The 20,854-nt window shown below is 57.5% G+C and carries 19 protein-coding genes and 1 riboswitch; of the genes, 11 read left to right on the top strand and 8 right to left on the bottom strand.

Annotated features, from left to right (window positions below):
- Positions 1-27 precede the first annotated feature (27 nt).
- Both KHU33_RS05655 and KHU33_RS05650 read right to left on the bottom strand, forming a co-directional pair.
- Positions 28-501 (bottom strand): (2Fe-2S)-binding protein, encoded by a 474-nt coding sequence (locus KHU33_RS05655; protein ID WP_211461537.1) that lies wholly within the window; start codon positions 499-501, stop codon positions 28-30.
- 293 nt (positions 502-794) lie between these two features.
- Positions 795-1,703 carry an AraC family transcriptional regulator gene (locus tag KHU33_RS05650; protein WP_230414071.1) on the bottom strand — a complete coding sequence of 303 codons (909 nt, stop codon included), beginning with the start codon at positions 1,701-1,703 and terminating at the stop codon, positions 795-797.
- A gap of 201 nt (positions 1,704-1,904) precedes the next feature.
- On the opposite strand from KHU33_RS05650, the gene KHU33_RS05645 reads away from it, so the two are divergent.
- Complete coding sequence (locus tag KHU33_RS05645) at positions 1,905-2,495, top strand: NAD(P)H-dependent oxidoreductase (protein ID WP_211461536.1); 591 nt, start codon at positions 1,905-1,907, stop codon at positions 2,493-2,495.
- 233 nt (positions 2,496-2,728) lie between these two features.
- Positions 2,729-3,979 carry an Hsp70 family protein gene (locus KHU33_RS05640; protein ID WP_211461535.1) on the top strand — a complete coding sequence of 417 codons (1,251 nt, stop codon included), beginning with the start codon at positions 2,729-2,731 and terminating at the stop codon, positions 3,977-3,979.
- Between the two features lie 24 nt (positions 3,980-4,003).
- On the opposite strand, the gene KHU33_RS05635 is transcribed toward KHU33_RS05640, so the two are convergent.
- Both KHU33_RS05635 and KHU33_RS05630 read right to left on the bottom strand, forming a co-directional pair.
- Positions 4,004-5,326, bottom strand: coding sequence for a voltage-gated chloride channel family protein (locus KHU33_RS05635; protein WP_211461534.1), 1,323 nt, complete (start codon positions 5,324-5,326; stop codon positions 4,004-4,006).
- A gap of 80 nt (positions 5,327-5,406) precedes the next feature.
- Positions 5,407-5,504, bottom strand: a riboswitch (Fluoride riboswitch).
- A gap of 62 nt (positions 5,505-5,566) precedes the next feature.
- Positions 5,567-6,472 (bottom strand): LysR family transcriptional regulator, encoded by a 906-nt coding sequence (locus KHU33_RS05630; protein ID WP_211461533.1) that lies wholly within the window; start codon positions 6,470-6,472, stop codon positions 5,567-5,569.
- Between the two features lie 208 nt (positions 6,473-6,680).
- Between KHU33_RS05630 and KHU33_RS05625 the strand changes: the two genes are divergently transcribed.
- From KHU33_RS05625 to KHU33_RS05615, 3 genes are all read left to right on the top strand, one after another.
- On the top strand, positions 6,681-7,070 hold the full coding sequence (locus KHU33_RS05625) for a DoxX family protein (protein WP_211461532.1): 390 nt from the start codon (positions 6,681-6,683) through the stop codon (positions 7,068-7,070).
- Between the two features lie 34 nt (positions 7,071-7,104).
- On the top strand, positions 7,105-7,950 hold the full coding sequence (locus tag KHU33_RS05620; protein ID WP_211461531.1) for a pirin family protein: 846 nt from the start codon (positions 7,105-7,107) through the stop codon (positions 7,948-7,950).
- A gap of 95 nt (positions 7,951-8,045) precedes the next feature.
- Positions 8,046-8,693: an alanyl-tRNA editing protein gene (locus KHU33_RS05615; RefSeq protein ID WP_211461530.1), complete on the top strand. Its 648-nt coding sequence runs from the start codon at positions 8,046-8,048 to the stop codon at positions 8,691-8,693.
- A 21-nt stretch (positions 8,694-8,714) separates the two neighbouring features.
- Here KHU33_RS05615 and KHU33_RS05610 read toward each other — a convergent pair whose 3' ends face one another.
- Positions 8,715-9,206 carry an Lrp/AsnC ligand binding domain-containing protein gene (locus tag KHU33_RS05610; protein WP_211461529.1) on the bottom strand — a complete coding sequence of 164 codons (492 nt, stop codon included), beginning with the start codon at positions 9,204-9,206 and terminating at the stop codon, positions 8,715-8,717.
- Positions 9,207-9,342: 136 nt separating this feature from the next.
- Here KHU33_RS05610 and KHU33_RS05605 point away from each other — a divergent pair, with 136 nt between their 5' ends.
- The 3 genes from KHU33_RS05605 to KHU33_RS05595 all read left to right on the top strand — a co-directional run bounded on the left by KHU33_RS05605 (position 9,343) and on the right by KHU33_RS05595 (position 13,118).
- On the top strand, positions 9,343-10,629 hold the full coding sequence (locus tag KHU33_RS05605) for a D-amino acid dehydrogenase (protein WP_211461528.1): 1,287 nt from the start codon (positions 9,343-9,345) through the stop codon (positions 10,627-10,629).
- A gap of 48 nt (positions 10,630-10,677) precedes the next feature.
- A complete protein-coding gene (alr, locus tag KHU33_RS05600) occupies positions 10,678-11,784 on the top strand; it encodes an alanine racemase (RefSeq protein WP_211461527.1) in 1,107 nt (368 codons plus the stop codon).
- 95 nt (positions 11,785-11,879) lie between these two features.
- Entirely contained in the window at positions 11,880-13,118 is a 1,239-nt protein-coding gene (locus KHU33_RS05595) for an ArgE/DapE family deacylase (RefSeq protein ID WP_211461526.1), read from the top strand.
- Positions 13,119-13,551: 433 nt separating this feature from the next.
- Here the strand turns inward: KHU33_RS05595 and KHU33_RS05590 are convergent, their stop codons facing one another.
- From KHU33_RS05590 to KHU33_RS05580, 3 genes are read right to left on the bottom strand one after another with little or no spacing between them, the layout of a single operon-like run.
- On the bottom strand, positions 13,552-14,202 hold the full coding sequence (locus KHU33_RS05590; protein ID WP_211461525.1) for a hypothetical protein: 651 nt from the start codon (positions 14,200-14,202) through the stop codon (positions 13,552-13,554).
- 37 nt (positions 14,203-14,239) lie between these two features.
- A complete protein-coding gene (locus KHU33_RS05585; RefSeq protein WP_211461524.1) occupies positions 14,240-17,329 on the bottom strand; it encodes an HsdM family class I SAM-dependent methyltransferase in 3,090 nt (1,029 codons plus the stop codon).
- Positions 17,326-17,631, bottom strand: a complete 306-nt coding sequence (locus KHU33_RS05580) for an XRE family transcriptional regulator (RefSeq protein WP_211461523.1) — start codon at positions 17,629-17,631, stop codon at positions 17,326-17,328. Before KHU33_RS05580 ends, KHU33_RS05585 begins: the two co-directional genes overlap by 4 nt.
- Before the next feature lie 610 nt (positions 17,632-18,241).
- Here KHU33_RS05580 and KHU33_RS05575 point away from each other — a divergent pair.
- From KHU33_RS05575 to KHU33_RS05565, 3 genes are all read left to right on the top strand, one after another.
- Complete coding sequence (locus KHU33_RS05575) at positions 18,242-19,471, top strand: Bcr/CflA family multidrug efflux MFS transporter (protein WP_211461522.1); 1,230 nt, start codon at positions 18,242-18,244, stop codon at positions 19,469-19,471.
- 188 nt (positions 19,472-19,659) lie between these two features.
- On the top strand, positions 19,660-20,550 hold the full coding sequence (rarD, locus tag KHU33_RS05570; RefSeq protein WP_211461521.1) for an EamA family transporter RarD: 891 nt from the start codon (positions 19,660-19,662) through the stop codon (positions 20,548-20,550).
- Between the two features lie 111 nt (positions 20,551-20,661).
- Positions 20,662-20,854 (top strand): ATP-binding cassette domain-containing protein (locus tag KHU33_RS05565; protein WP_407928248.1); only part of this gene is annotated, 193 nt, incomplete at its 3' end.

Raw genomic sequence — 20,854 nt, 5'->3', positions numbered from 1 at the left:
TCAACATTAGGTAACACGGCAACTCCTTCAGGCGAGGGTTTTGGCGGCATCGGTCACCGCAGCGTGGATACGGGCATAGGTGCCACAGCGGCAGATGTTGCCGGCCATGGCCGAGTCGATCTCGGCGGCGGTCGGCTGCTTGCCGCGGGGCAGCGACTTGAGAAAGCCCGTGGCGCTCATGATCTGGCCGCTCTGGCAGTAGCCGCACTGCGCCACGTCGTGCTTGACCCATGCCGCATGCACGGCGGCGCCGACCGGATCGCTGCCGTCGGTCATGGCCTCGATGGTGGTGATCTTCCTGCCTTCTGCGGCAGAGATAGGTGTAATGCACGACCGGGTAGCCTGGCCGTCCAGGTGCACGGTACAGGCGCCGCACAGCGCAGCGCCGCAACCGAACTTGGTGCCGGTCATGCCCAGCGTGTCGCGCAGAGCCCAGAGGATGGGGGTGCCGGGGTCGGCGTCGACCGTGTGCTGACGGCCGTTGACGTTGAGCGTGCTCATGGGTTGCGGTTCTCCATAGTGTGGGTGCGACGGGGCACGGCGAATTTTCCCTGGCCAGACATTCAAAACCCGGCGTGCAGGCAGGGCGCCGGCAATTTTGATGGCGTTGGACATGGACGCTAAAAGTATGCGGCTTTGCCGGTGGAATGCGCTTGCCTGTTTTGACTTTTATCTTGCCTATTTCTATGTTTTATCGTCAAAAAGCAAGTTGATCAGAATCTCTCTGGTTTTTACCTTGACCGCTCTGAGTCAAAGGCTCCCAACATTTCTTCCAACATGTGGTCCGCCTTTTCTCAGGCAGATTCCCGCAACCGCTTGATGTCCCTTAGCGGAGGCGCCCCAAACAAGCGGGTGTATTCCCGGCTGAACTGGGACGCACTCTCGTACCCCACGCGTATCGCGGCACTGCTCGCATCCAGGTCTTCGTTAAGCATCAGTTGCCGGGCGTCCTGCAGGCGTAGATGCTTTAAATACTGCAAGGGGCTCATACCCGCTACCGCACGAAAGTGCTGGCGGAAGGTAGACGGACTCATGTGAGCTTTGACAGCCAAATCATCGATGGGTACATCGTCCGTAAAGTGCTGCTTCAACCAAGCGATTACCTTGGCAATCTGCTGACTAGGAGCGCCGCTTGTGACGAGATGGCGCAGCGTCGGCCCATGCTCCCCGTTCAGCAACCGGACAACTATTTCCTGCTGGATCAGCGGCGCAATGAGTGGAATCAGGTGCGGTTCGTCCAAGAGCCGGATCAGCCGGGTCAGCGCCCCCAGCAGGCCGTCATCCAAGGTCACGACGGACATCGCGCGCGAGGGCGCTGCCTTGAGTGGCGCCGAAAAATCCATCTCGGCAGCCACCTGGGCAATGACACGGGCATCCAATTCAAGACGCATGCCCAGATAAGGTTCGACGCGATTGGCGCGCGTCACATAGGACGACACCGGCAGGTCAACCGACGTGACGAGCGATTGTCCTGGCCCATAGTCAAAAATCTCATCGCCAAGCGTGACCCGCTTGCCGCCTTGTACCGTTATACCCAACCCCAGACCATAGATGCATGGCATCGGGTCGGTAACTGTACTACGACGATAAATCATCAGTGCCGGAATTTGCGTAGTGTAGTCTCCATCGGTTTGGGCAATGCCTCCCACCAATTGAGCAAGATCGTTTGCATTCGCCAAAGGCATGCTGTGTCCTGACTTCATATCGTCTTCACAGGAGTAATCATCAAGGCCTAGTCTAGCATCATCGACTTGCCTTCTTTCCGGATTCGTTTCGAAATCATCGAATTAGGCAATAACAAGATCAAATCCGGCAAACCTGTTTGTCATCACCGGGCTCACAATGGCAGCCAGTAAATAACGATTCAACGCCGCATTTATTCGGACAATCACATAGGATCAACGATGAAAAAAGCACTGATAATCAACGCCCACCAGTTCTATCAAGGCATTTCCACAGGCAAGCTGAACAAGACCATGGCCGGAATCATCAAGGAGGAAATGGAGAAGCGGGACTATGAAGTCATGCAAACAGACATTGAGCAAGGCTACGATGTCGACGCCGAAGTTCAAAAGCATGTCAGGGCAGACATCATCATTCTGCAATCACCGGTTTACTGGTTCGGGATGCCGTGGATATACAAGAAATACGTCGACGAGGTGTTCACAGCCGGCCTCGTTCAACAGAGTTTGCTGGTCGATGACGGGCGCACCCGGCAAGACCCGAGCAAGCAGTATGGGACTGGCGGGAAGATGCATGGCAAGAAGTACATGCTTTCCTTGACATGGAACGCCCCCGAAGAAGCATTCGGCGATGCGGAGCAGGTTCTGTTTCAAGGAAAATCGGTCGATGACGTATTCGTAAACAATACCGCCAACTACAAATTTTGCGGCGCAGAAATCCTGCCGTCATTTTCCTCTCACGACGTCATGAAACAAGCCGACGTTGGAGATGATATTGTGAGACTTCGTGAGCATCTGGAGACTGTTATCTGACCAGGCTCGGCTATCTACCGGTAGCGTCCGTTGCGCGCCGCTAGCTTGCAAGCAACGCTACCCTGACCGCTGATTGCATACGATATTGCTTCCAAGCACCATCAATCCCGCAACCTTATTGCCAAACACCGTTATTCATCAAAGTTTGCTGTTGTTATCCGTGTACTACCTGTGGAACCAGCCCACATTTGGTATACCATTGCCGGCCCCTTTTTTATTTGTGAGGTCTGCGTATGACTAGCGCTTGCGGCGTGGATTTCGGCACGTCTAATTCCACAGTTGGCTGGAGCAGGCCTGGACAGAATGCCTTGCTGCCGCTGGAAGACGGTAAAGTCACCTTGCCTTCGGTGGTTTTCTTTAACGCCGAGGACGACGCCTTCAGCTTCGGCCGCGCCGCGCTCAGCGGCTATCTGGCCGGTTACGAGGGGCGTTTGATGCGTTCCTTGAAGAGCTTGCTGGGCTCCAGCCTGATCGACGCCCAGACTGAAGTTGGAGGCCGGGCGCTGCCGTTCCGCGCCTTGCTGACCCACTTCATCGCTGAACTGAAAACCCGCGCCGAACGCGCCGCCGGCAGGGATTTCCAGAGCGTGGTGCTGGGTCGTCCGGTGTTTTTTGTCGACGATAATCCGGCCGCCGACCAGCGTGCCGAAGATACGCTGGCGGAAATCGCCCGCTCGGTCGGTTTCCAGCACATCGCTTTCCAGTACGAACCTATCGCCGCCGCCTTCGATTACGAATCCAGCATACAGCGCGAGGAACTGGTGCTGATCGTCGACATCGGCGGCGGCACTTCCGACTTTTCGCTGGTGCGCTTGTCGCCGCAGCGCGCTGCCGACAGCGAGCGGCGCGACGATATCCTGGCGACCGGCGGGGTCCATATCGGCGGCACCGATTTCGATAAGTACCTGAGCCTGTCGAGCGTGATGCCGATGCTGGGGCTGGGCAGCCGCCTGGTGAACAATAGCGAGGTGCCGTCCAGCTATTACTTCAACCTGGCGACCTGGCACACTATCAACCAGATTTATACGCGCAAGGCCTGGCAACAGTTGAAGGATGTGCAGCGTGAAACCGTCGAGCGCGAAAAATTCGGGCGCTTGCTGGATCTGGTCGAACAGCGCGCCGGGCATTGGCTGGCTTTGCAGGTGGAACAGGGCAAGATCGGTTTGTCCGATGCGGAGACGGTGCAACTCAGCCTGGATCGCATCGCGCCAAACCAGGCCTTGAGCCTGACGCGGCAGCAATTCAACGCCAGCATTGCGCATCTGGTGGGGACGGTGGAAGACACCGTCAGCAATCTGCTGCGCGATGCGGGTGTGACGCCGGCGCAGGTGGATACGGTATTTTTCACCGGCGGCTCCAGCGGCGTGCAACTGTTGCGCCACAAGATCGCCGCCCTGGTGCCATCGGCGAAGGCGGTGGAAGGCGATCTGTTCGGCAGCATCGGCGCCGGCCTGGCGCTGGATGCGGTACGCAAGTTCGGCTGAATTACAGCTTAACTTCGGTTCGCCCTATTCGATCCGACCGTCGGCTTTATCAAGCTTATCGTCCTCATTGCCGCGTTTGCGAAAACCGGCGATCTCCGACAAGCGCATGCCCTCGGGGATCGTCAGGCGCTTGGCGTGGCCTATCCGTTGCGCATGATAAATCCCGGTGTGGCCGGAAAACAGGTAACTGACAACGCAGGCGATCCCGGCCAGCACGCCGATCTCCGGCCCGAATAATTCGATCGCCATGATGGTCGACGCCAGCGGCGTATTGGCGGCGCCGGCGAATACCGCCACGAACCCCAGCCCGGCCAGCACCGGGATCGGCAACGCCAGCAACTGCGCCAGGGCGTTGCCCAGCGTGGCGCCGATGTAGAACAACGGCGTCACCTCGCCGCCTTTGAAACCGGACGCCAGGGTGACTACCGTGAAGACGATTTTGCCGGCGAAGTCGTAGGCCGGCAGCGGTTTCTCGAAGGCCTCGACGATGGTTGGAATCCCCAGCCCCAGATACTTGTCCGTACCTGGCAACAAGGCCAGCAGCAATACCGCCACGCCGCCGGCAAACGGCCGCAGCGGCGGGAACTTGACGAGACGCTTGACCAGGCGCGACAAGCCGTGGGTTGCTTGCGCGAAGACCATACCGACCACGCCGAACACGATGCCGGCCGCCAGCGTCGCAGCAAAAATCCCGATGCTGAAATGCGGCACGAAGGGAATCGCATAGTGAGTATGCTGCGCTCCGAGCAAAGCCGGGATCTGATCGCCGATGATGGCCGCGATGAAGCAAGGCAGGATGGCGTCGTAACGCAGGCGGCCGATGGCCAGCACTTCCAGCCCGAAGACGGCGCCGGCCAGCGGCGTTCCGAACACTGAAGCGAAACCGGCGCTGATGCCTGCCATCAGCAGGATGCGGCGCTGGTCCGGACCGAGCCGGGTGATGCGGGTAATCACATCGGCCAGGGCGCCGCCCATCTGCACCGCAGTACCCTCGCGGCCGGCGGAACCGCCGAACAAATGGGTAATCACGGTACCGGCCAGAATCAATGGCGCCATGCGTTTCGGCACGATGCGCTGGGGATCGTGGATTTCATCGATCAGCAGGTTGTTGCCGCCCTCGACCGATTTACCCAGCAAGTGATAAATCAGCCCGACCGCAAACCCCGCCAGCGGCAGCAGCCACAACAGCCAGCGATGAGCATTGCGCGTATCCGTGGCCCACTCCAGCGACAGCAACAGAATCGCCGACGCCAGGCCGGCCAAGGCGCCAACCGCGGACGCCAGCAGCAGCCAGCGCGCGAGGTATGCCAGCATCAGGAACTGTTCAGGATATTTTGTTTTTTTCATAAATATGGATACTAGATTTGAAGAACTCAAACCTGGATGGCAGGACGATCTAATCGCGCACGCCTGCAAATCCCATCCAGGAACTTGCAGGCATCATCAGCTGCTTTATCGATTGAACCCGTGCGGATTCAAGGTCAAGCGCAGCGGTTCAGGGAGGAATGCCATCTCCGAAGCTGGCGGTATTGTGCCGGACAGCGCCTTCGGGCGCAACCGGCAGCGCTCTTCGGGGCGCTGTGTTGGTTAACCCAGGCTAGTCAGCTTCGCCAGCGCATCCAGCCACCAGCTGAGCGCCGGGCCGACTTCGCGATCGGGCCGGTACACGCATTGCATCGGCAGCGCCGCGCCTTGGGGCGGATGGCCGGCCGTCAGGATACGCACCAGCCGGCCGCTCGCGAGATCGTCGGCCACCACGTGCTGCGGCATATAACCCCAACCCAAGCCGGCGCGCAGCAACGCGTGCTTGGTGCCGAGATCGCTCATGCGCCAGGCCAGCGAAGAATGCACCGAGAAATCCTGATTGGCGGTGAGCGCGCTGCGGTCGCTCAGCACCAGTTGCACCTGCTGCTCCAGCACATGGCTGGGAATACGGCCGCTGATCTGCGCCAGCGCGTGGCTTGGCGCCACCACGCCGACCAGCAGTACCGTCGGCAAGCTGACATGCAGCAGATTAGACGGAATGATCGGCAAGGTGCCGAGCACGCCGAGCATTGCTTCGCCGTCGATCACGCGCTCGGCGACGGCGCCTAGCGCTTCGATCTCCAAACGCACCGTGACGCCGGGAAACGCCTGGCGGAAATCGCCTAACAACACCACTAGCGCCGAGGTCGGGAAAAACACGTCCAGCGCCAGCGTGATCTCCAGCTCCTGCCCTTGCGCATAGGCGGCGGCGCGCGCCTGCAGCGCATCAACCTGATCCAGTACCTGGCGGGCGTCGCGCAATAGCTCGATGCCAGCCGCGGTCAGTTGCGGCCGATAGCTGCTGCGATCGAACAAGGGCAGGCCGAGTTGGCCTTCCAGCGTGCTGATCGCATAGCTGACCGCCGACTGAGCCCGCGTCAGCGCCCGTGCTGCGGCCAGAAAACTGCCGCTATCGGCGACTTGGGCAAATACCCGTAATTGATCCAGCGACAGTCTTTCGATATTCATGGCGGCTCAACAATATCTAATAATTAGATATTGATTATCGCAAGATAATCAATATCCTGCCAGGAACAAGAAGACTAAGATGACCTTGTTCGCTGCAATCGGGATGCAACAATCAGTCAGTGCGGCGACGTGAAAGCAACTACTTACTTGCGCCACAACCCACGCATTGCAATTTCGCATTACAACTTATCTAAAGATTGGAAACATCATGCAAATTTCACCAAACCTGTATCGCATCGGCCGGGTCCTGCTGGCTTCGCTTTTCGTCATTTCCGGCGTAATGAAGATCGCCGCCTTTTCCGGCACGGTCGGTTATATGACCAGCCTCGGCGTGCCGCTCGCGACTTTCGCGGTGCTGGCTACCATCCTGGTTGAAGTCGGCGGCGGGCTGGCGATCATGGCCGGCTGGAACACACGTCCGATAGCCATCGTCGTGGCGCTGTTCACGGTAGCCGCGACCCTGACCGCCCACCGCTTCTGGGCAGCAGATCCAGCCAATGCGCAAAACCAGCTGATCAACTTCCTGAAAAACATCTCGATCATCGGCGCCTTGCTGATGCTGGCGGCGGTCGATACAGATTCGAAAAAACAAGGGTAAGACAAACTATTTTTATGAAGGAACGGAGAACGTTATGAACTTCAATCGCCAACTCGAACGCCTGGTCACCGGCGTCGCCACCCAGGACGGCGCGGGCGTGAGCCTGGTGCGGGTCTTGACGCACGATCTGCAACGCCGTCTCGATCCTTTCCTGATGCTCGATAATTTCCATTCGGACAAGCCGGAAGACTACCTCGCCGGCTTCCCCGATCATCCGCACCGTGGTTTCGAAACCGTCACCTACATGCTGGCCGGGCGCATGCGCCATCGCGACAATGCCGGCAACGAAGGCTTGCTGCAAGCCGGCGGCGTACAGTGGATGACCGCCGGCAGCGGGCTGGTGCATTCGGAGCTGCCGGAACAGGAAGACGGCTTGATGAGCGGCTTCCAGCTGTGGCTCAACCTGGCCTCGGGCGACAAGATGATCGCCCCCAGCTATCGCGACCTGCAAGCCGGCGAGATCCCGCAAGTGTCGCCGCAGCCGGGCGTCAAGGTGAAGGTGATTGCCGGTTCAGCTTTCGGCGCCGCCGGCGCGGTGCAGCGGCAGCACACCGAGCCGCTGTATCTGGACGTGCAGCTGGCAGCCGGCCAGCAGCTCGATTTGCCGATACCGGCAAGCCACAACGCTTTCCTGTATGTATTCGAAGGCGAACTGCACATCGGTGAAGACAGCCGTAGCGCACCGGCAGGCCGCATGGCGATCTTGAGCAACACCGCCGACGCCGCCGGCGTCAGCCTGCAAGCGCAGGGCGACAGCCGCTTCCTGCTGATTGCCGGGCGGCCGCTGAATGAGCCGATTGCGCAGTGGGGACCGTTCGTGATGAATACTCGCGAACAGGTAGAGCAGGCGATCCAGGATTTCCGGGATGGCAAGTTCTAAGGTTTAACAAAGAGAAAGGGGCGAGTGACGGACTCGCCCCTTTATTATTCTCTATCCTTTATCCTTATCGAACCTTCTATTCATGTCGACCGGCCATGACACACAAGCTCTTCTGGCAAGATCCCTATCGCACAACGCTTAACACCCGGGTCGTCGCCGTCGACAACGACCGTATCCGTCTCGCGGAGACTATTTTCTTTGCCTTTTCCGGCGGCCAGGAAAGCGACTACGGCACATTGGGCGGCCATCCTGTGCTGTCCGCAGAAAAAGATGGGCTGGATATTCTCTACACGCTTGCTCCGGGACATGGCCTTCAGGCGGGCAGCGAGGTCGAGATCGCGATCGACTGGGAACGCCGCCATCGCCTGATGCGGCTGCACTTTGCCGCCGAGATGGTGCTGCAACTGGTGTGCCGGCTGCGGCCCGGGATAGAACGTATCGGCTCCCATATTTCGGCCGACAAAGCGCGTATCGATTTTGCCTATGAAGGCAGTATCGCGGCGTTGTTTCCGCGAATAGAAACCGAAGTGGCCGCACTGCTGCAGGCCGACCTGCCTATCGTCACCGCCTTCAGCGACGAAGCGGCGCAACGGCGCTATTGGGAAGTCGCGGGATTCGCCAAAATGGCTTGCGGCGGCACCCATCCGCGCTCGACAGCAGAAGTCGGCGCGCTCAAGCTGAAACGCAAGAACATCGGCAAGGGCAAGGAGCGCATCGAAATCAGCTTGAACTCCGCAACTTGAACCCGGCCACATCAGCCGCCGCTATTTAGTATCCATCGACAATGCCAGCGTCTCCTTGATTTCCTCCATTACAACATAGCTCTTGGACTGCGCCGCGCCCGGCAGTTGCAGCAGCATGTCGCCCAGCAGTTTCCGATACTCTGCCATCTCGCGGATGCGGGCTTTGATCAGGTAATCGAAATCACCGGACACCAGATGGCATTCGAGCACTTCTGGAATCCGCAACACCTCGCGCCGGAACTGTTCGAAGGCATGCGCCGATTTCTGGTTCAGCGTAATCTCGACGAACACCAGCAGCTTGGCGCCCACCGCCGCCGGGTTGATGCGGGCGTAATAACCGTCGATGACGCCGTCGCGCTCCATCCGTTTGACGCGCTCGATGCAGGGCGTGATCGACAAACCCACTTGCTCGCCCAGATCCTTCATCGACATGCGGCCGTCCTGTTGCAGCAAACGCAAAATATGACGGTCTAGCTTGTCCAGGGCGCGGCTCGATTCCTTGTAGATTCTCATGTCTCGAATTTGATGATGTTTTTAGTGTTAAATCCTGAATATATCGATCTATACAGTAACAAATGCTAGAAAATAGCTATTAGCATAGCGCTTATTACTGTAAATCAAAATCAATTCAGGCGTTAGGGGATTAAAGATGCGAGTGCTCATCCTTGGCAGCGGTGTAGTCGGCGTTACCAGCGCCTATTATCTGGCGCGTGCCGGTCATGAGGTGACGGTCATCGACCGCCTGCCGGGGCCGGCGCAAGACACCAGTTTTGCCAACGCCGGCCAGATCTCCCCCGGTTATGCGTCGCCCTGGGCCGCTCCAGGCATCCCGCTCAAAGCGCTGAAGTGGATGTTGCAAAAACACGCACCGCTCTCGATCACCCCTGACGGCACCCTGTTCCAGCTGCGCTGGATGTGGCAGATGCTGCGCAACTGCAGCGCCCCCCGTTACGCCGTCAACAAGGAACGCATGGTGCGCCTGGCCGAATACAGCCGCGACTGCTTCAAGGTCTTGCGCGCCGACACCGGCATCGCTTACGAAGGCCGCCAGCTCGGCACCATGCAGGTGTTCCGCAGCCAGCAGCAGCTGGACGACGCCGCCAAGGATATCCAGGTGCTGCAAGAGACGGGCGTGCCGTTCGAATTGCTGACGCCGGACCAGCTGGCGCTGGCGGAACCGGCGCTGGAAGCGGTCAAGCACAAATTGAGCGGCGCCTTGCGCCTGCCGAACGATGAAACCGGCGACTGCCAGATGTTCACCACTCGCCTGGCCAAGATGGCCGAGGATCTGGGCGTGCGCTTCCGCTACAACCTGCAGATCGATGCGCTGACCTTGGCCAACGGCGAAATCGCCGGCGTCCAGTGCGGCCCGGAACATCTGCAAGCCGATCGCTACGTGGTGGCGCTGGGCGCTTATTCAACCGGCTTCCTCGGTTCGCTGCTGCAGATTCCTGTGTACCCGCTGAAGGGTTATTCGATCACGGTGCCGATTGTCGATGTCGAAGCGGCGCCGGTCTCGACCATCCTCGACGAAACCTACAAGATCGCCATCACCCGCTTCGACGACCGCATCCGGGTCGGCGGCATGGCGGAGATCGTCGGCTTCAACAAGACGCTCAAACCGAAACGCCGCGCCACCCTGGAGATGGTGGTCAACGACCTGTTCCCGGGCGCCGGCAACACCGCCGCCGCCAGTTTCTGGACCGGCTTGCGGCCGATGACGCCGGACGGTACGCCGATCGTCGGCGCCACCCATATCCGCAACTTGTTCTTGAATACCGGCCACGGCACGCTAGGCTGGACCATGTCTTGCGGCTCGGCGCAACTGCTCGCGGACCTGATTTCCGGCAAGCGGCCGGCGATTGCTTCGGATGATCTGGCGGTCGGACGCTACAGCAAGCACGGTGCGCAGGCGGCGCATCCGGCTTATGCCTGAGCCGGTTCCGGCCGCGGCAGACATCACATTTTTTGAACCACACAAACCATGCATCCACAAGCGGCACACGCCGGCGCCATCCTGACAGTCGACCTCGACGCCCTGCGCAGCAACTATCGCTTTCTACGCCAGCAAGCCGGATCGGCCATCTGCGGCGCAGCCGTCAAGGCCGATGCCTATGGGCTCGGCGCAGAGCGGGTCGGACCGGCGCTGGCGGCGGAAGGCTGCCGGCATTTCTTTGTCGCTCATCTGGATGAAGGCATTGCGCTGCGTCCGCATCTGCCGGCAACGGCGCAGGTGTTTGTGCTGCATGGCCCGCCAGTCGGCGCCGAGCAGGAATTCATCGCCCACGGCTTGATCCCGGTGCTCAACAGCCTGCAACAAATCCAGGCTTGGCACATGCTGGCGGAGTCGCTGCAACGGCCGCTGCCGGCCATTATCCAGGTCGATAGCGGCATGTCGCGGATGGGATTGCCGGCGGCCGAAGCCGAGGCCTGGCTGGCTGATCCGCGCTTCCTGCAAAGCATCCCGCCGCTGTTCCTGATGAGTCACCTGGCTTGTGCCGAACACCAGAATCATCCGATGAACGCCAGCCAGTTGGCGCGTTTCAAAACGCTGCGGCAGCGCCTGCCGCAGGTGGCCGCCAGCCTGGCCAATTCTTCCGGTATTTTTCTCGGTCCCGATTATCAGTTCGACCTGGTCCGCCCCGGCGCGGCGCTATATGGCATCGCACCGGTGGCCGGCGCCGCCAATCCGCTGCAGCCGGTGGTTGCGCTGCACGGACGCATCCTGCAGACCAGGACCATACAGCGCGGCGACCATGTCGGTTACGGCATCAGTTACAGCGCCACCGAACCACGCCAGATCGCCACCGTCGGCGTCGGTTACGCCGACGGCTGGCTGCGCAGCATGAGCAATCGCGGCGTGGTGTTCATCGACGACCATGCAGCGCCGATGGTCGGCACCATCTCGATGGATTCGATCACCATCGACGCCACCGGTATCGCTGCCCAGCGCCTGCAGGCCGGCGCTCTGGTCGAGCTGATCGGCCCGCACCGTGCGGTCGATGAAGTGGCGCATTCGGCCGGCACCATCGGCTATGAAATTCTGACCAGTCTGGGCAATCGCTACTATCGGGAATACATCGAAAGTTAGCCGCCCGCCGCTTTGAGGTGAATGCTGGCAGACTTACCCGCTTGCATGCCAAAGTCGTAAAATCAATTACTTTTTACACCTCCCTATTGGCCATCATGTCTACCACAAAGTTATCCGAACAGCTCAGCAACTGGATCGACAGCCACTTTGACGAAGAAGTCGGTTTCCTGCAAAAGATCGTCCGCATCCCGACCGACACCCCACCCGGCAACAACGCGCCGCATGCCGATGCGGTCGCCGAGCTGATGACCGGATGGGGCTGGCAGGCAGAAAAACATCCCGTACCGGCCGCCACCGTCAAAGACTATGGCATGGAAAGCATCACCAACCTGATCGTCCGCCGCCGGTACGCAGGAGCAGGCCCGACGCTGGCGCTCAATGCGCATGGCGACGTAGTGCCTCCAGGCGAAGGCTGGACCAACCAGCCGTATGGCGGCGAGATCGAAAACGGCCGCATCTACGGCCGCGCCACCACGGTTTCAAAAGGCGATTTCGCCACCTATATTTTCGCCGTGCGCGCGCTGGAAGCACTCGGCGTACCGCTCAAAGGCGCGCTCGAACTGCACTTCACCTACGACGAAGAATTCGGCGGCTTGCTAGGACCGGCCTGGCTGCTGGAAAACCAATTGACCAAACCGGATCTGGTGATCGGCCCGGGTTTCAGCTACAACGTGGTCACCGCGCACAACGCCTGTTTGCAGTTTGAAGTGACAGTGCACGGTAAAGCCACTCACGGCTCGATGCCGGAAACCGGTCACGACGCCCTGCAAGCCGCAATCAAAATCCTGCAAGCCATCTACGCCAAGCTGCCAGACCTGAAAAAAATCAGTTCAGGAATTCCCGGCATTACCCATCCGACCATGATCGTAGGCCGCATCGACGGCGGCACCAACACCAATGTAGTGCCGGGCAAAGTCGTGCTGAAGATGGACCGCCGCATGATTCCGGAAGAAGACCCGGCAACTGTCGAAGCCGAAGTCCGCGCCATGATCGAAGCCGCAGTAGCCGGCTTGCCAGGCATCCGCGTCGAGATCAAACGCCTGCTGCTGGCACGCGCCCTGCGCCCATTGCCAGGCCATGAAAAGCTGCTGGCCAGCATACAGAAAAACGCCCAGACAGTCCTAGGCGAAGCCATCCCAGCCAACGGCTCAGCGCTATACACCGACGCCCGTCTCTACGGCGAACACGGCATCCCCGTAGTCCTATACGGCGCCGGCCCCCGCACCCTGATGGAATCCAACGCCAAGCAAGCCGATGAAAATTTGGCGTTAGATGACCTACGCAAAGCGACCAAGGTAATCGCCATGACTTTGCTGGATTTCTTAGCAGCGTAATATTGGCGTAAAAACCAACGGCTTAACAACAAGGCTGTTGAAGTTGCTGTTGACGTGAATTCCGCATTTGGGGACCTCCTGTGGAGGCGACAGCTTTGGTAGTAGCAGTGCTCCGCCCCTTCCTTTGCTTACTTTCTTTAGCGAAGTGTATAGACCGGAGACGTAGGTAACAGATGTCCCGGTTTTGTTGGCAGGCGCTAATGCGAAATGACCACTACATCAACACTTATCTATCTGCATGTCATCTGCAACAAACGTAAGTGCATGCCGCAAGCAGGAAGGACGAAAAAATACATCCCGATTTTGTTGCTTGCGGACGTTCAAGTAGGATGGTCTACTCTTCCATTTGTTCTAATTCCGAGAACAGTCGCCATATACCCGCCTTACACAAAGACAGGGAGTCATAGTCAATCAGACACCATTTACTCAAAGGCTAATAAGAAAAATCACGTGGCAACCACATATGGTCCAGCCGAATAGGCGTCGATATACTTGTACGTGGGTGTGTTGTTTCGTGGACCTCACATCCTGGAAACAAAGCACTTTGTGCAGTCGGCGATACAGATTTCAGAAATTTATATTCCTTTTTGCGCAATGCGGTGAACCCGGTATCAAGAGCCGCTGGCAACCGCTCATCTGTAAACACATATCCGAGCATCAGACCGTGCTTCATTGACCAGGCGTAGCGTTCGTCGACGAAACGCTTAATCCCTTTTGTTATGTACAGGTTGATGCCTTTGGTTTCGTCGATCGTCTTACATTCGACGTAGACACCATATGTCGCACTCGGGACCCCGGAAGGTCGCTTCTGCGGTCGGATCACAAAATCTGGCTGGTTCCCAAAATTTGTATGCGCCGCATTCGGCTGCCGACTTCCAATTTCAATTGTTTGAAAATACTCGTTGCTGAATCCCAATACTGCATCGCCATTGTCGGCCATCGTGTTCAGTATTGTGACCAATTGATCGGTGACATCGTTTTCATCCGAAAAACTAGTGAAAATAGGGGCGTTCGGACTAGGTCTGTAACCCGGCGTATTCAATGTATCCCAAGCCAATAAGATCGCCTTCGCAACGATTGCCATACTTCGTCGCGGTATTTCCTGGGGAGTTGGGTCAGGTCTAATGCACAACTGCGTCATGCTCGCGATCCCATTGTTCGATGAAAAATTGCGCAACCACACGCGCTTTCGTACGCGTGAGGAACCGTTTTTGAAACAGAACACCGATCAGATAGCTCCCGTCACTCTCCTTGATAAAGGCATGCGACGATCCGATGTTCTCGCCAAGTGCCGCAGCAAGTTTGGCAAGCGCCCCATCTTTGGTAGGTGCATTGGCTACTTGCTGGGCCGGGCTAGCCTGGAGAAATAGCCAAGCGTTGTTTGAAACTGAATTTAATCGTGCAAATTTTAGTTCGACGCCATCTTGTGACAACAGTATGTTAATGCTTCGGCTTATAACCTCCTGAAATCCATCGATCTCGCGCAGAGTGGGCGCGCTAACGCTAGAGTCGCGCACATCGCCATAAGGCATATTGGTGGCCAGCGTATCGGTAATGGCATCACATTCAATTTCTGTAAAACCGTAAAGCGCTTCCACCCAGCGGTCTAACGCAAACCACAATTCATCGTCCGGCACGCCTGTTCGAAATCGCTCGGAGAAATCATCGATTTGCAGGCGTTCCGCATCAGTCAGGCCAGCGAGTGGCACGATGGGGAATGATTCAAATGTCGCTTTATTAATCGCCCGGCGCTCAGCGCCAAGTTTCTCATCCGTCATCAACAGATAGTAGGTAAGCAGCCGACTGTTGGATAACAAGAAAAGATAATTGAGATGCATAGTGGCGTCTTTGCAACCATAAGCGCTATATCCAAAATACGATTCTGAATACACGATAGGGGTCGAAGAAAAAGCCAGCGCAGCCCGAAGCTTTCGCTCTTTTAAAGAAAAACCAGCTTCCTTCACAACAACCAGTGGCGGACGGTAAATATCAAAATCGCGCGCTGCTTCCAGTTTCTCCACCGCAAACGGTTCCAAGCGCTCCGGGTCAATATAAGCTGGTAGGATCTTGGTCGCCGCCAAGTGACGCCCATTCAAAGCGCGCAATGCCTCACCGGAGCGCTTCTTGTTGCCGACCTTAAAACCTTCACCGCTCTTACCTTTAAGAACTTCCGTCCAGTGCACGCCCAATTCTATTTTCTGACGGCGGCCGGAAGAAGATTTCATTTTGCGAATAATACCGATGTCGTACTGGTTACCGCGATAAGCGGTTTTCATTATCCAAGGCTGCGTCTCCCATTCTTCCCGAGTAAACGCACAAACATTGGTCGGGTCCAATCGGAGACGCGATAACGCATTCAGTGCAGGATCACGATACATTTGCTGCATCCAGAACGCCGCATCTTGCGATGGTTTCTGGTTTTTTGCGAAAAGCACACAGAACGGCTGACCAATTCCTGGCCAAATAAACTTATCATCAGCGAAATCAGCAGCATTCAAAATCCCGGTGACATCTAGATGATTCAAGAGTGGCTCCCGCTGACGGCGAGCCTGGATCGAGGTCTGAAACAGAAAACGTCCGTGCAAAACAAACGCTATCCAAGCGCCAGGCTTGGCCCACTCCATCGCTCGCCAAACGAATGGGATGTCAGCATGATAGTCACGAAGTTGATACACTTCTTTGCTGGCCTCGTCGTCTGAGCTCATGACGCGACTTGCGATATGACGCACTGCGCTGGAAAGTTGAGTTCCTCCAGTCTGCGACGTCCACGGTGGATTGCCAATAACGACGTCGAATTTCTTGTTCCAATCTACGTCGATTGATGCGCCGAGACTTCCAAGTTCGTCTGTGTCGACGTGGATTAAAACTGATCCCAACAGAGGTTTTGGAAACAGCAAGGTTTTCGGCGGAGTTGGGTCCGCAGTAAGTTCGACGGCCGCAAGGTACAAGCTCAGCGTCGCGAGCATAAGCGCATCCCCATCCTTGTCGAACCCACGTAGTTGACCATAAAGGATTTGACGAATTTGTGCTGCCGTAGGCTGTTGGTTCGTACTGCGCCAGAGTTCGAGCACAATTCGTTGCAGGGTGAGCACCAGGAACACGCCGGCTCCCGCGGCCGGATCCAACACAGAAGCTGTCGTACGCTCATGAACCGGCAACGCATCAAACACTTGGCTGACCATCAAGGATGCAATAACGCGGGGAGTGTAATGACGACTATCGCGCGCAGCCGCCTCCTCGTCAAAGGCATGCGTGAAATCTTCGTAGATCTCACTAAGCAAGCCGACCGGGATATGGGAATAATCCAAGCACATTACCGGATCGGCAAACGGCAACTGCGCCTGACTACGCGCGTCGACGTTCAGAATAATTTTTCGAATTTCGCTTTTTGCAAGCGTTCCCAAAGCCTTTATCAGCGTCGCGTACTGGTTGGCAGAGCAATTACGTGCCTGATTGGGAAATATTGGTAGAAATTCGCCGTTGAATGTTTCGTCGAGCCACACAAACAACTCTGCGGTCTGTTGATCGTCTTCGAACCATGCTGGCAAACCGTCTGTCGATTGCTTTTGAAACAGTTGCGGTGCAGTCGCAAAAGACAGAATTCCACGATCAAATAAAAACCGTGCAAAGATAGCTCGTCCAATCAATGCCAGACATGTACGTCGCTTTGCGACTTCGGAATCAAATGAAAGCTCGCGATGCACAGTCGTGGCAACCTGCCGAAACAGCTCAAGCAACCGCGATCCAACGGCAACATTCCTTGCGGCAGCAAATACGCCCGCAAGCGATTGCCGCTCGATGCCTTGCGCCAGCTCACTAAGAACGGTCGATAAGTCAGGGAGTGAAACCTCGGCTCTTGATTGCGATGCATTCTGCAAAACACAAGGATGCATTGTGAGTAAGCCTCCATTGACGTAAGCCACACATGCAGCATGGCCTCTCGCAGCGAGAAGCCGGGCGACAGTATCGACAGGTGCGGAAGGGGCATCCAACAAACTGCCTTGCACGATATACAGTACCGGTACGCCGTCGATTTCCCAGATGGCATCGATGGTAACGCCAGTTGCCACTAGCCGGGGAGAGCGTAGATCCGCGTACGCGAATCGCGACGCATGATCCAGCGTAGGCGCCCTGACGCGCACCAGCCGGCCCGGAGCACCGTCCAATGTATGTAACACGTCAGGGTAATTATCTTTTGCCACGTCGGTCACTTCTTCTCGCCGATCGGCGCATTGGTTAGATCAAACAACTGTTGCTGCATATGAAAAGCCGTTTGTCGACCGCCCCGAGGCCTATTCGGCTCTAACGCGAGCTGCTCAATCACAAGGCGGTAATCCAAACCGTTCTCAGCCATTTCCCCCATCAGGCAAGCGATGACGGCTAGATGGTCTGAGACTTTCCCAGCACGTGCGTAGTTGCTGATAGACGTCGGTTGCAGTTTCAACAAAGACGCAAAGTCTTTGATGGATATGCCGGCTTTTCCCAATTGTCGCTTGAACTCCGCGTAATCCATCGTTTCGCCGCTTCGCTCACTAAGTGCGTGTATTGGTTACGTAGATTTCCGCACCAGACCTTGATTTAGGATTAATTCTAATACTTTAATGAAGTTTACTATCAAATTAAGGTAAAACAAACGCCGGAGTTAGGTTTTAAGGAAAAATGCGTAAAAGAGACAGCTTTTCGACCAAAGAGGTCATTACTACGTGGGTGTTTACAAGTTCTTGAGCGTTCGGCGAAATGACGCATCGCGATACGATCCCGAATCGGTGGCGACGCCGAGGATAAAGATGCATTCCACCATCAGTTGAAATTATGAGGTTCGGTGATATAGCAGAGGGTTTGTGAAGGACTGAAGCCTAACGTGTGAGGTAGCCCCGATTTGTGGACATCTCAAATAGGGGGGACAGTACGCTCACGAGAGGATCCCATGAAAGCAAAACTACCATTTCCGTCACCGACCCGCCGCCGGCAAATATCACGATGTTCGTGTAACATGTGCAGCTGTTCCAGGTCGCCTGGACTAGATCCATATCTAGCGCACCGCCCGGCCTCCCCGCCGGCGCATTCCACCCGCTGTAAATAACGACTGAAGCACAAGCAAATTGTGCAATTCCGAGTACCCCATGACAAACACACCTGACACCCCAGGCCCGGAGAAACTGCTACCGGGCTGGCTACTATTACTCGGCGCCCTCACCGCCATCGGTCCGCTTTCGATCGACATGTACCTGCCAAGCTTCCCCACCATCGCCCGACAGCTGGCGGTCGGCAGCAATCTGGTACAACTGACGCTGGCCAGCTTTCTGGTCGGGCTGGCGGTCGGCCAGATGTTCTACGGGCCGATCAGCGACCGCTTCGGCCGCAAGCCGCCGCTGTATGTCGGCATGACGCTGTATGTGCTGGGCTCGCTCGCCTGCATGTTTGCGCAAGACGTCTCGGCCCTGATTGTTTTCCGCTTCGTGCAAGGCCTGGGCGGTTGCGCCGGCATGGTCATCGGCCGTGCGGTAATCCGCGACCGGCTCGGCACTACCGGCGCCGCCAAGGCGTTTTCGCTGTTGATGCTGGTGATGGGCCTGGCGCCGATCCTGGCGCCGCTGATCGGCGGCACGGTGCTCAAGCTGTGGGGCTGGCGCGTGATTTTCGGCGGCCTGGCGGCGTTTGGCCTGTTGTGCCTGATCGCGATCCATTACTCGATGCAAGAAACGCTCGACCGCCATAAAGCCGAACCGCTGCATCTGGGCCGCACGCTGAAACAGTATGGACGGCTGTTGCTGGACCGCCAGTTCGTCGCCTACACGGTGGTCGGCGGCTTGATCCAGGGCGGCATGTTTGCCTACATTACCGGCTCTTCTTTTGTCTTGATCGAACTGCATGGCATCAAGCCTGAGCATTTCGGTTTCGTGTTCGGCACCAACGCCTTCGGTTTGATCGCCGCTTCGCAAGTCAACGCCCGCCTGGTCGGCAAGCACACGCTCGATACCATCCTCGGCCGCGCCCTGTGGCTGCCGGCCGGCTTGAGTTTGCTGGTGGCGCTGCTGGTCGCTGCCGGCGTCAACAGCCTGGCGATTTTGCTGCTCGGCTTCTTCGGCTTCCTCGCCAGTTACGGTTTTATCAGCCCGAATGCGTCGGCCATCGCGTTGTCGCAGCAAGGGCGGCAGGCCGGCACGGCGTCGGCGCTGATGGGGACTTTGCAATTCGGGCTCGGCATCCTGTCCGGCGTCAGCATGAGCTTGTGGCATGACAGCACGGCCTTGCCGCTGATGACGGTGATGGCGATTTGCGGTGTCGGCTCCTTGCTGGTGCATCGCTTTATCGCGCGGCCGGAACATCAGCGCCAGCTGGCAGCAGCATGAAGAGAAATGCATCGCTGCCTTGCACGATGCCCGCAACACCGGCGCCGCCATCGGCCATATGCCTATCCTCAATCTCAGATTGGCCGCTTATGCGTAAAATGCTGGATGTTATGCAAGTGCGTCCGAAATAAATACCAGAAACACAACGCACGTTTACGCCACTCTTTCACTTTATATAGACCCACACCATGCAAGCAGGAATGTTTTATGCAATCGCCGCCTACGTCCTGTGGGGCTTGTTTCCGATTTACTTCAAGGCGCTGGAAGCCGAGATTCCGCCGGTCGATATCGTCATGCATCGAGTGCTGTGGTCGTTCCTGTTTCTGGTGATCGTGCTGACCGTGCGCAAGCAATGGGCCTGGGTCGGGCCGGTGCTGCGGCAGCCGCGCGTGATCGGCGGTTTTGTCGCCAGCGCGCTGCTGCTGACCGCCAACTGGACCACCTATATCTGGGCCGTCAACAACAATCACATCGTCGAAGCCAGCCTCGGCTATTTCATCAACCCGATGGTTAGCGTTGCGCTCGGTTGCGTGTTCTTGCGCGAACGGCCGCGCCTGCTGCAATGGCTGGCGATTGCGCTGGCCGCCGCCGCCGTGCTGTGGCTGACCTGGCAGACCGGCCACCCACCCTGGATTGCGCTGACGTTGGCAGTGACTTTCGGCAGCTACGGTTTGCTGCGCAAGACCGCCAGCCTTGGCGCCCTGCCTGGCCTGGCGCTGGAGACGGCGCTGGTGCTGCCGCTGGCGCTGGCCTTCCTGGCTTATACGACGGTGCAGGATCAGAATACCTTCGTCAGCGCCTCGGCCTCCACCAGGTGGCTGCTGGTCGCTGCCGGTCCTATCACCTCGATCCCGCTGCTGATGTTTGCCGCCGGCGCCCGCCGCATCCCGCTGTCGCTGGTCGGCGTGTTGCAATACATCACGCCTTCGCTGCAGCTGTTGCTGGGCGTCTGGCTGTATAACGAGCAACTGGACGGCGCCAGGCTGACGGGCTTCATCGTCATCTGGTGCGCTTTGGCGCTGTATTCGGCCGAAGGTTTGTGGCGCACATTCACAACCCGCCCTGGCGCAGCGGCTTAAGGATTCGTCAACTTGGCGGACATCGGTTATTCTTGGCAGTCCAGATAACTGCTTATTGCTTCTTTATTCACTTAATTATCACTGCTCCTCATGGCCCAATACGTCTACACAATGAACAAGGTCGGCAAGATCGTGCCGCCGAAACGTCAAATCCTGAAAGACATCTCGCTGTCGTTCTTCCCCGGCGCCAAAATCGGCGTGCTGGGCTTGAACGGTTCCGGCAAATCGACCCTGTTGAAAATCATGGCCGGCATCGATAAGGATATCCAGGGCGAAGCGGTACCGATGCCAAACTTGAATATCG

Origin of the sequence: Collimonas silvisoli (assembly GCF_018305005.1) — a bacterium.
Lineage (GTDB): Bacteria > Pseudomonadota > Gammaproteobacteria > Burkholderiales > Burkholderiaceae_D > Collimonas > Collimonas silvisoli.
The sequence above is the reverse complement of the archived record's forward strand: the minus strand, read 5'-3'. Positions and strand labels throughout refer to the sequence as shown.

Excerpts from the sequence above, each read along its gene's own strand:
- KHU33_RS05655 (WP_211461537.1), bottom strand. The coding sequence starts at position 501 with ATGAGCACGCTCAACGTCAACGGCCGTCAGCACACGGTCGACGCCGAC.
- KHU33_RS05650 (WP_230414071.1), bottom strand. The coding sequence starts at position 1,703 with ATGAAGTCAGGACACAGCATGCCTTTGGCGAATGCAAACGATCTTGCT.
- KHU33_RS05645 (WP_211461536.1), top strand. The coding sequence starts at position 1,905 with ATGAAAAAAGCACTGATAATCAACGCCCACCAGTTCTATCAAGGCATT.
- KHU33_RS05640 (WP_211461535.1), top strand. The coding sequence starts at position 2,729 with ATGACTAGCGCTTGCGGCGTGGATTTCGGCACGTCTAATTCCACAGTT.
- KHU33_RS05635 (WP_211461534.1), bottom strand. The coding sequence starts at position 5,326 with ATGAAAAAAACAAAATATCCTGAACAGTTCCTGATGCTGGCATACCTC.
- KHU33_RS05630 (WP_211461533.1), bottom strand. The coding sequence starts at position 6,472 with ATGAATATCGAAAGACTGTCGCTGGATCAATTACGGGTATTTGCCCAA.
- KHU33_RS05625 (WP_211461532.1), top strand. The coding sequence starts at position 6,681 with ATGCAAATTTCACCAAACCTGTATCGCATCGGCCGGGTCCTGCTGGCT.
- KHU33_RS05620 (WP_211461531.1), top strand. The coding sequence starts at position 7,105 with ATGAACTTCAATCGCCAACTCGAACGCCTGGTCACCGGCGTCGCCACC.
- KHU33_RS05615 (WP_211461530.1), top strand. The coding sequence starts at position 8,046 with ATGACACACAAGCTCTTCTGGCAAGATCCCTATCGCACAACGCTTAAC.
- KHU33_RS05610 (WP_211461529.1), bottom strand. The coding sequence starts at position 9,206 with ATGAGAATCTACAAGGAATCGAGCCGCGCCCTGGACAAGCTAGACCGT.
- KHU33_RS05605 (WP_211461528.1), top strand. The coding sequence starts at position 9,343 with ATGCGAGTGCTCATCCTTGGCAGCGGTGTAGTCGGCGTTACCAGCGCC.
- alr (WP_211461527.1), top strand. The coding sequence starts at position 10,678 with ATGCATCCACAAGCGGCACACGCCGGCGCCATCCTGACAGTCGACCTC.
- KHU33_RS05595 (WP_211461526.1), top strand. The coding sequence starts at position 11,880 with ATGTCTACCACAAAGTTATCCGAACAGCTCAGCAACTGGATCGACAGC.
- KHU33_RS05590 (WP_211461525.1), bottom strand. The coding sequence starts at position 14,202 with ATGGCAATCGTTGCGAAGGCGATCTTATTGGCTTGGGATACATTGAAT.
- KHU33_RS05580 (WP_211461523.1), bottom strand. The coding sequence starts at position 17,631 with ATGGATTACGCGGAGTTCAAGCGACAATTGGGAAAAGCCGGCATATCC.
- KHU33_RS05575 (WP_211461522.1), top strand. The coding sequence starts at position 18,242 with ATGACAAACACACCTGACACCCCAGGCCCGGAGAAACTGCTACCGGGC.
- rarD (WP_211461521.1), top strand. The coding sequence starts at position 19,660 with ATGCAAGCAGGAATGTTTTATGCAATCGCCGCCTACGTCCTGTGGGGC.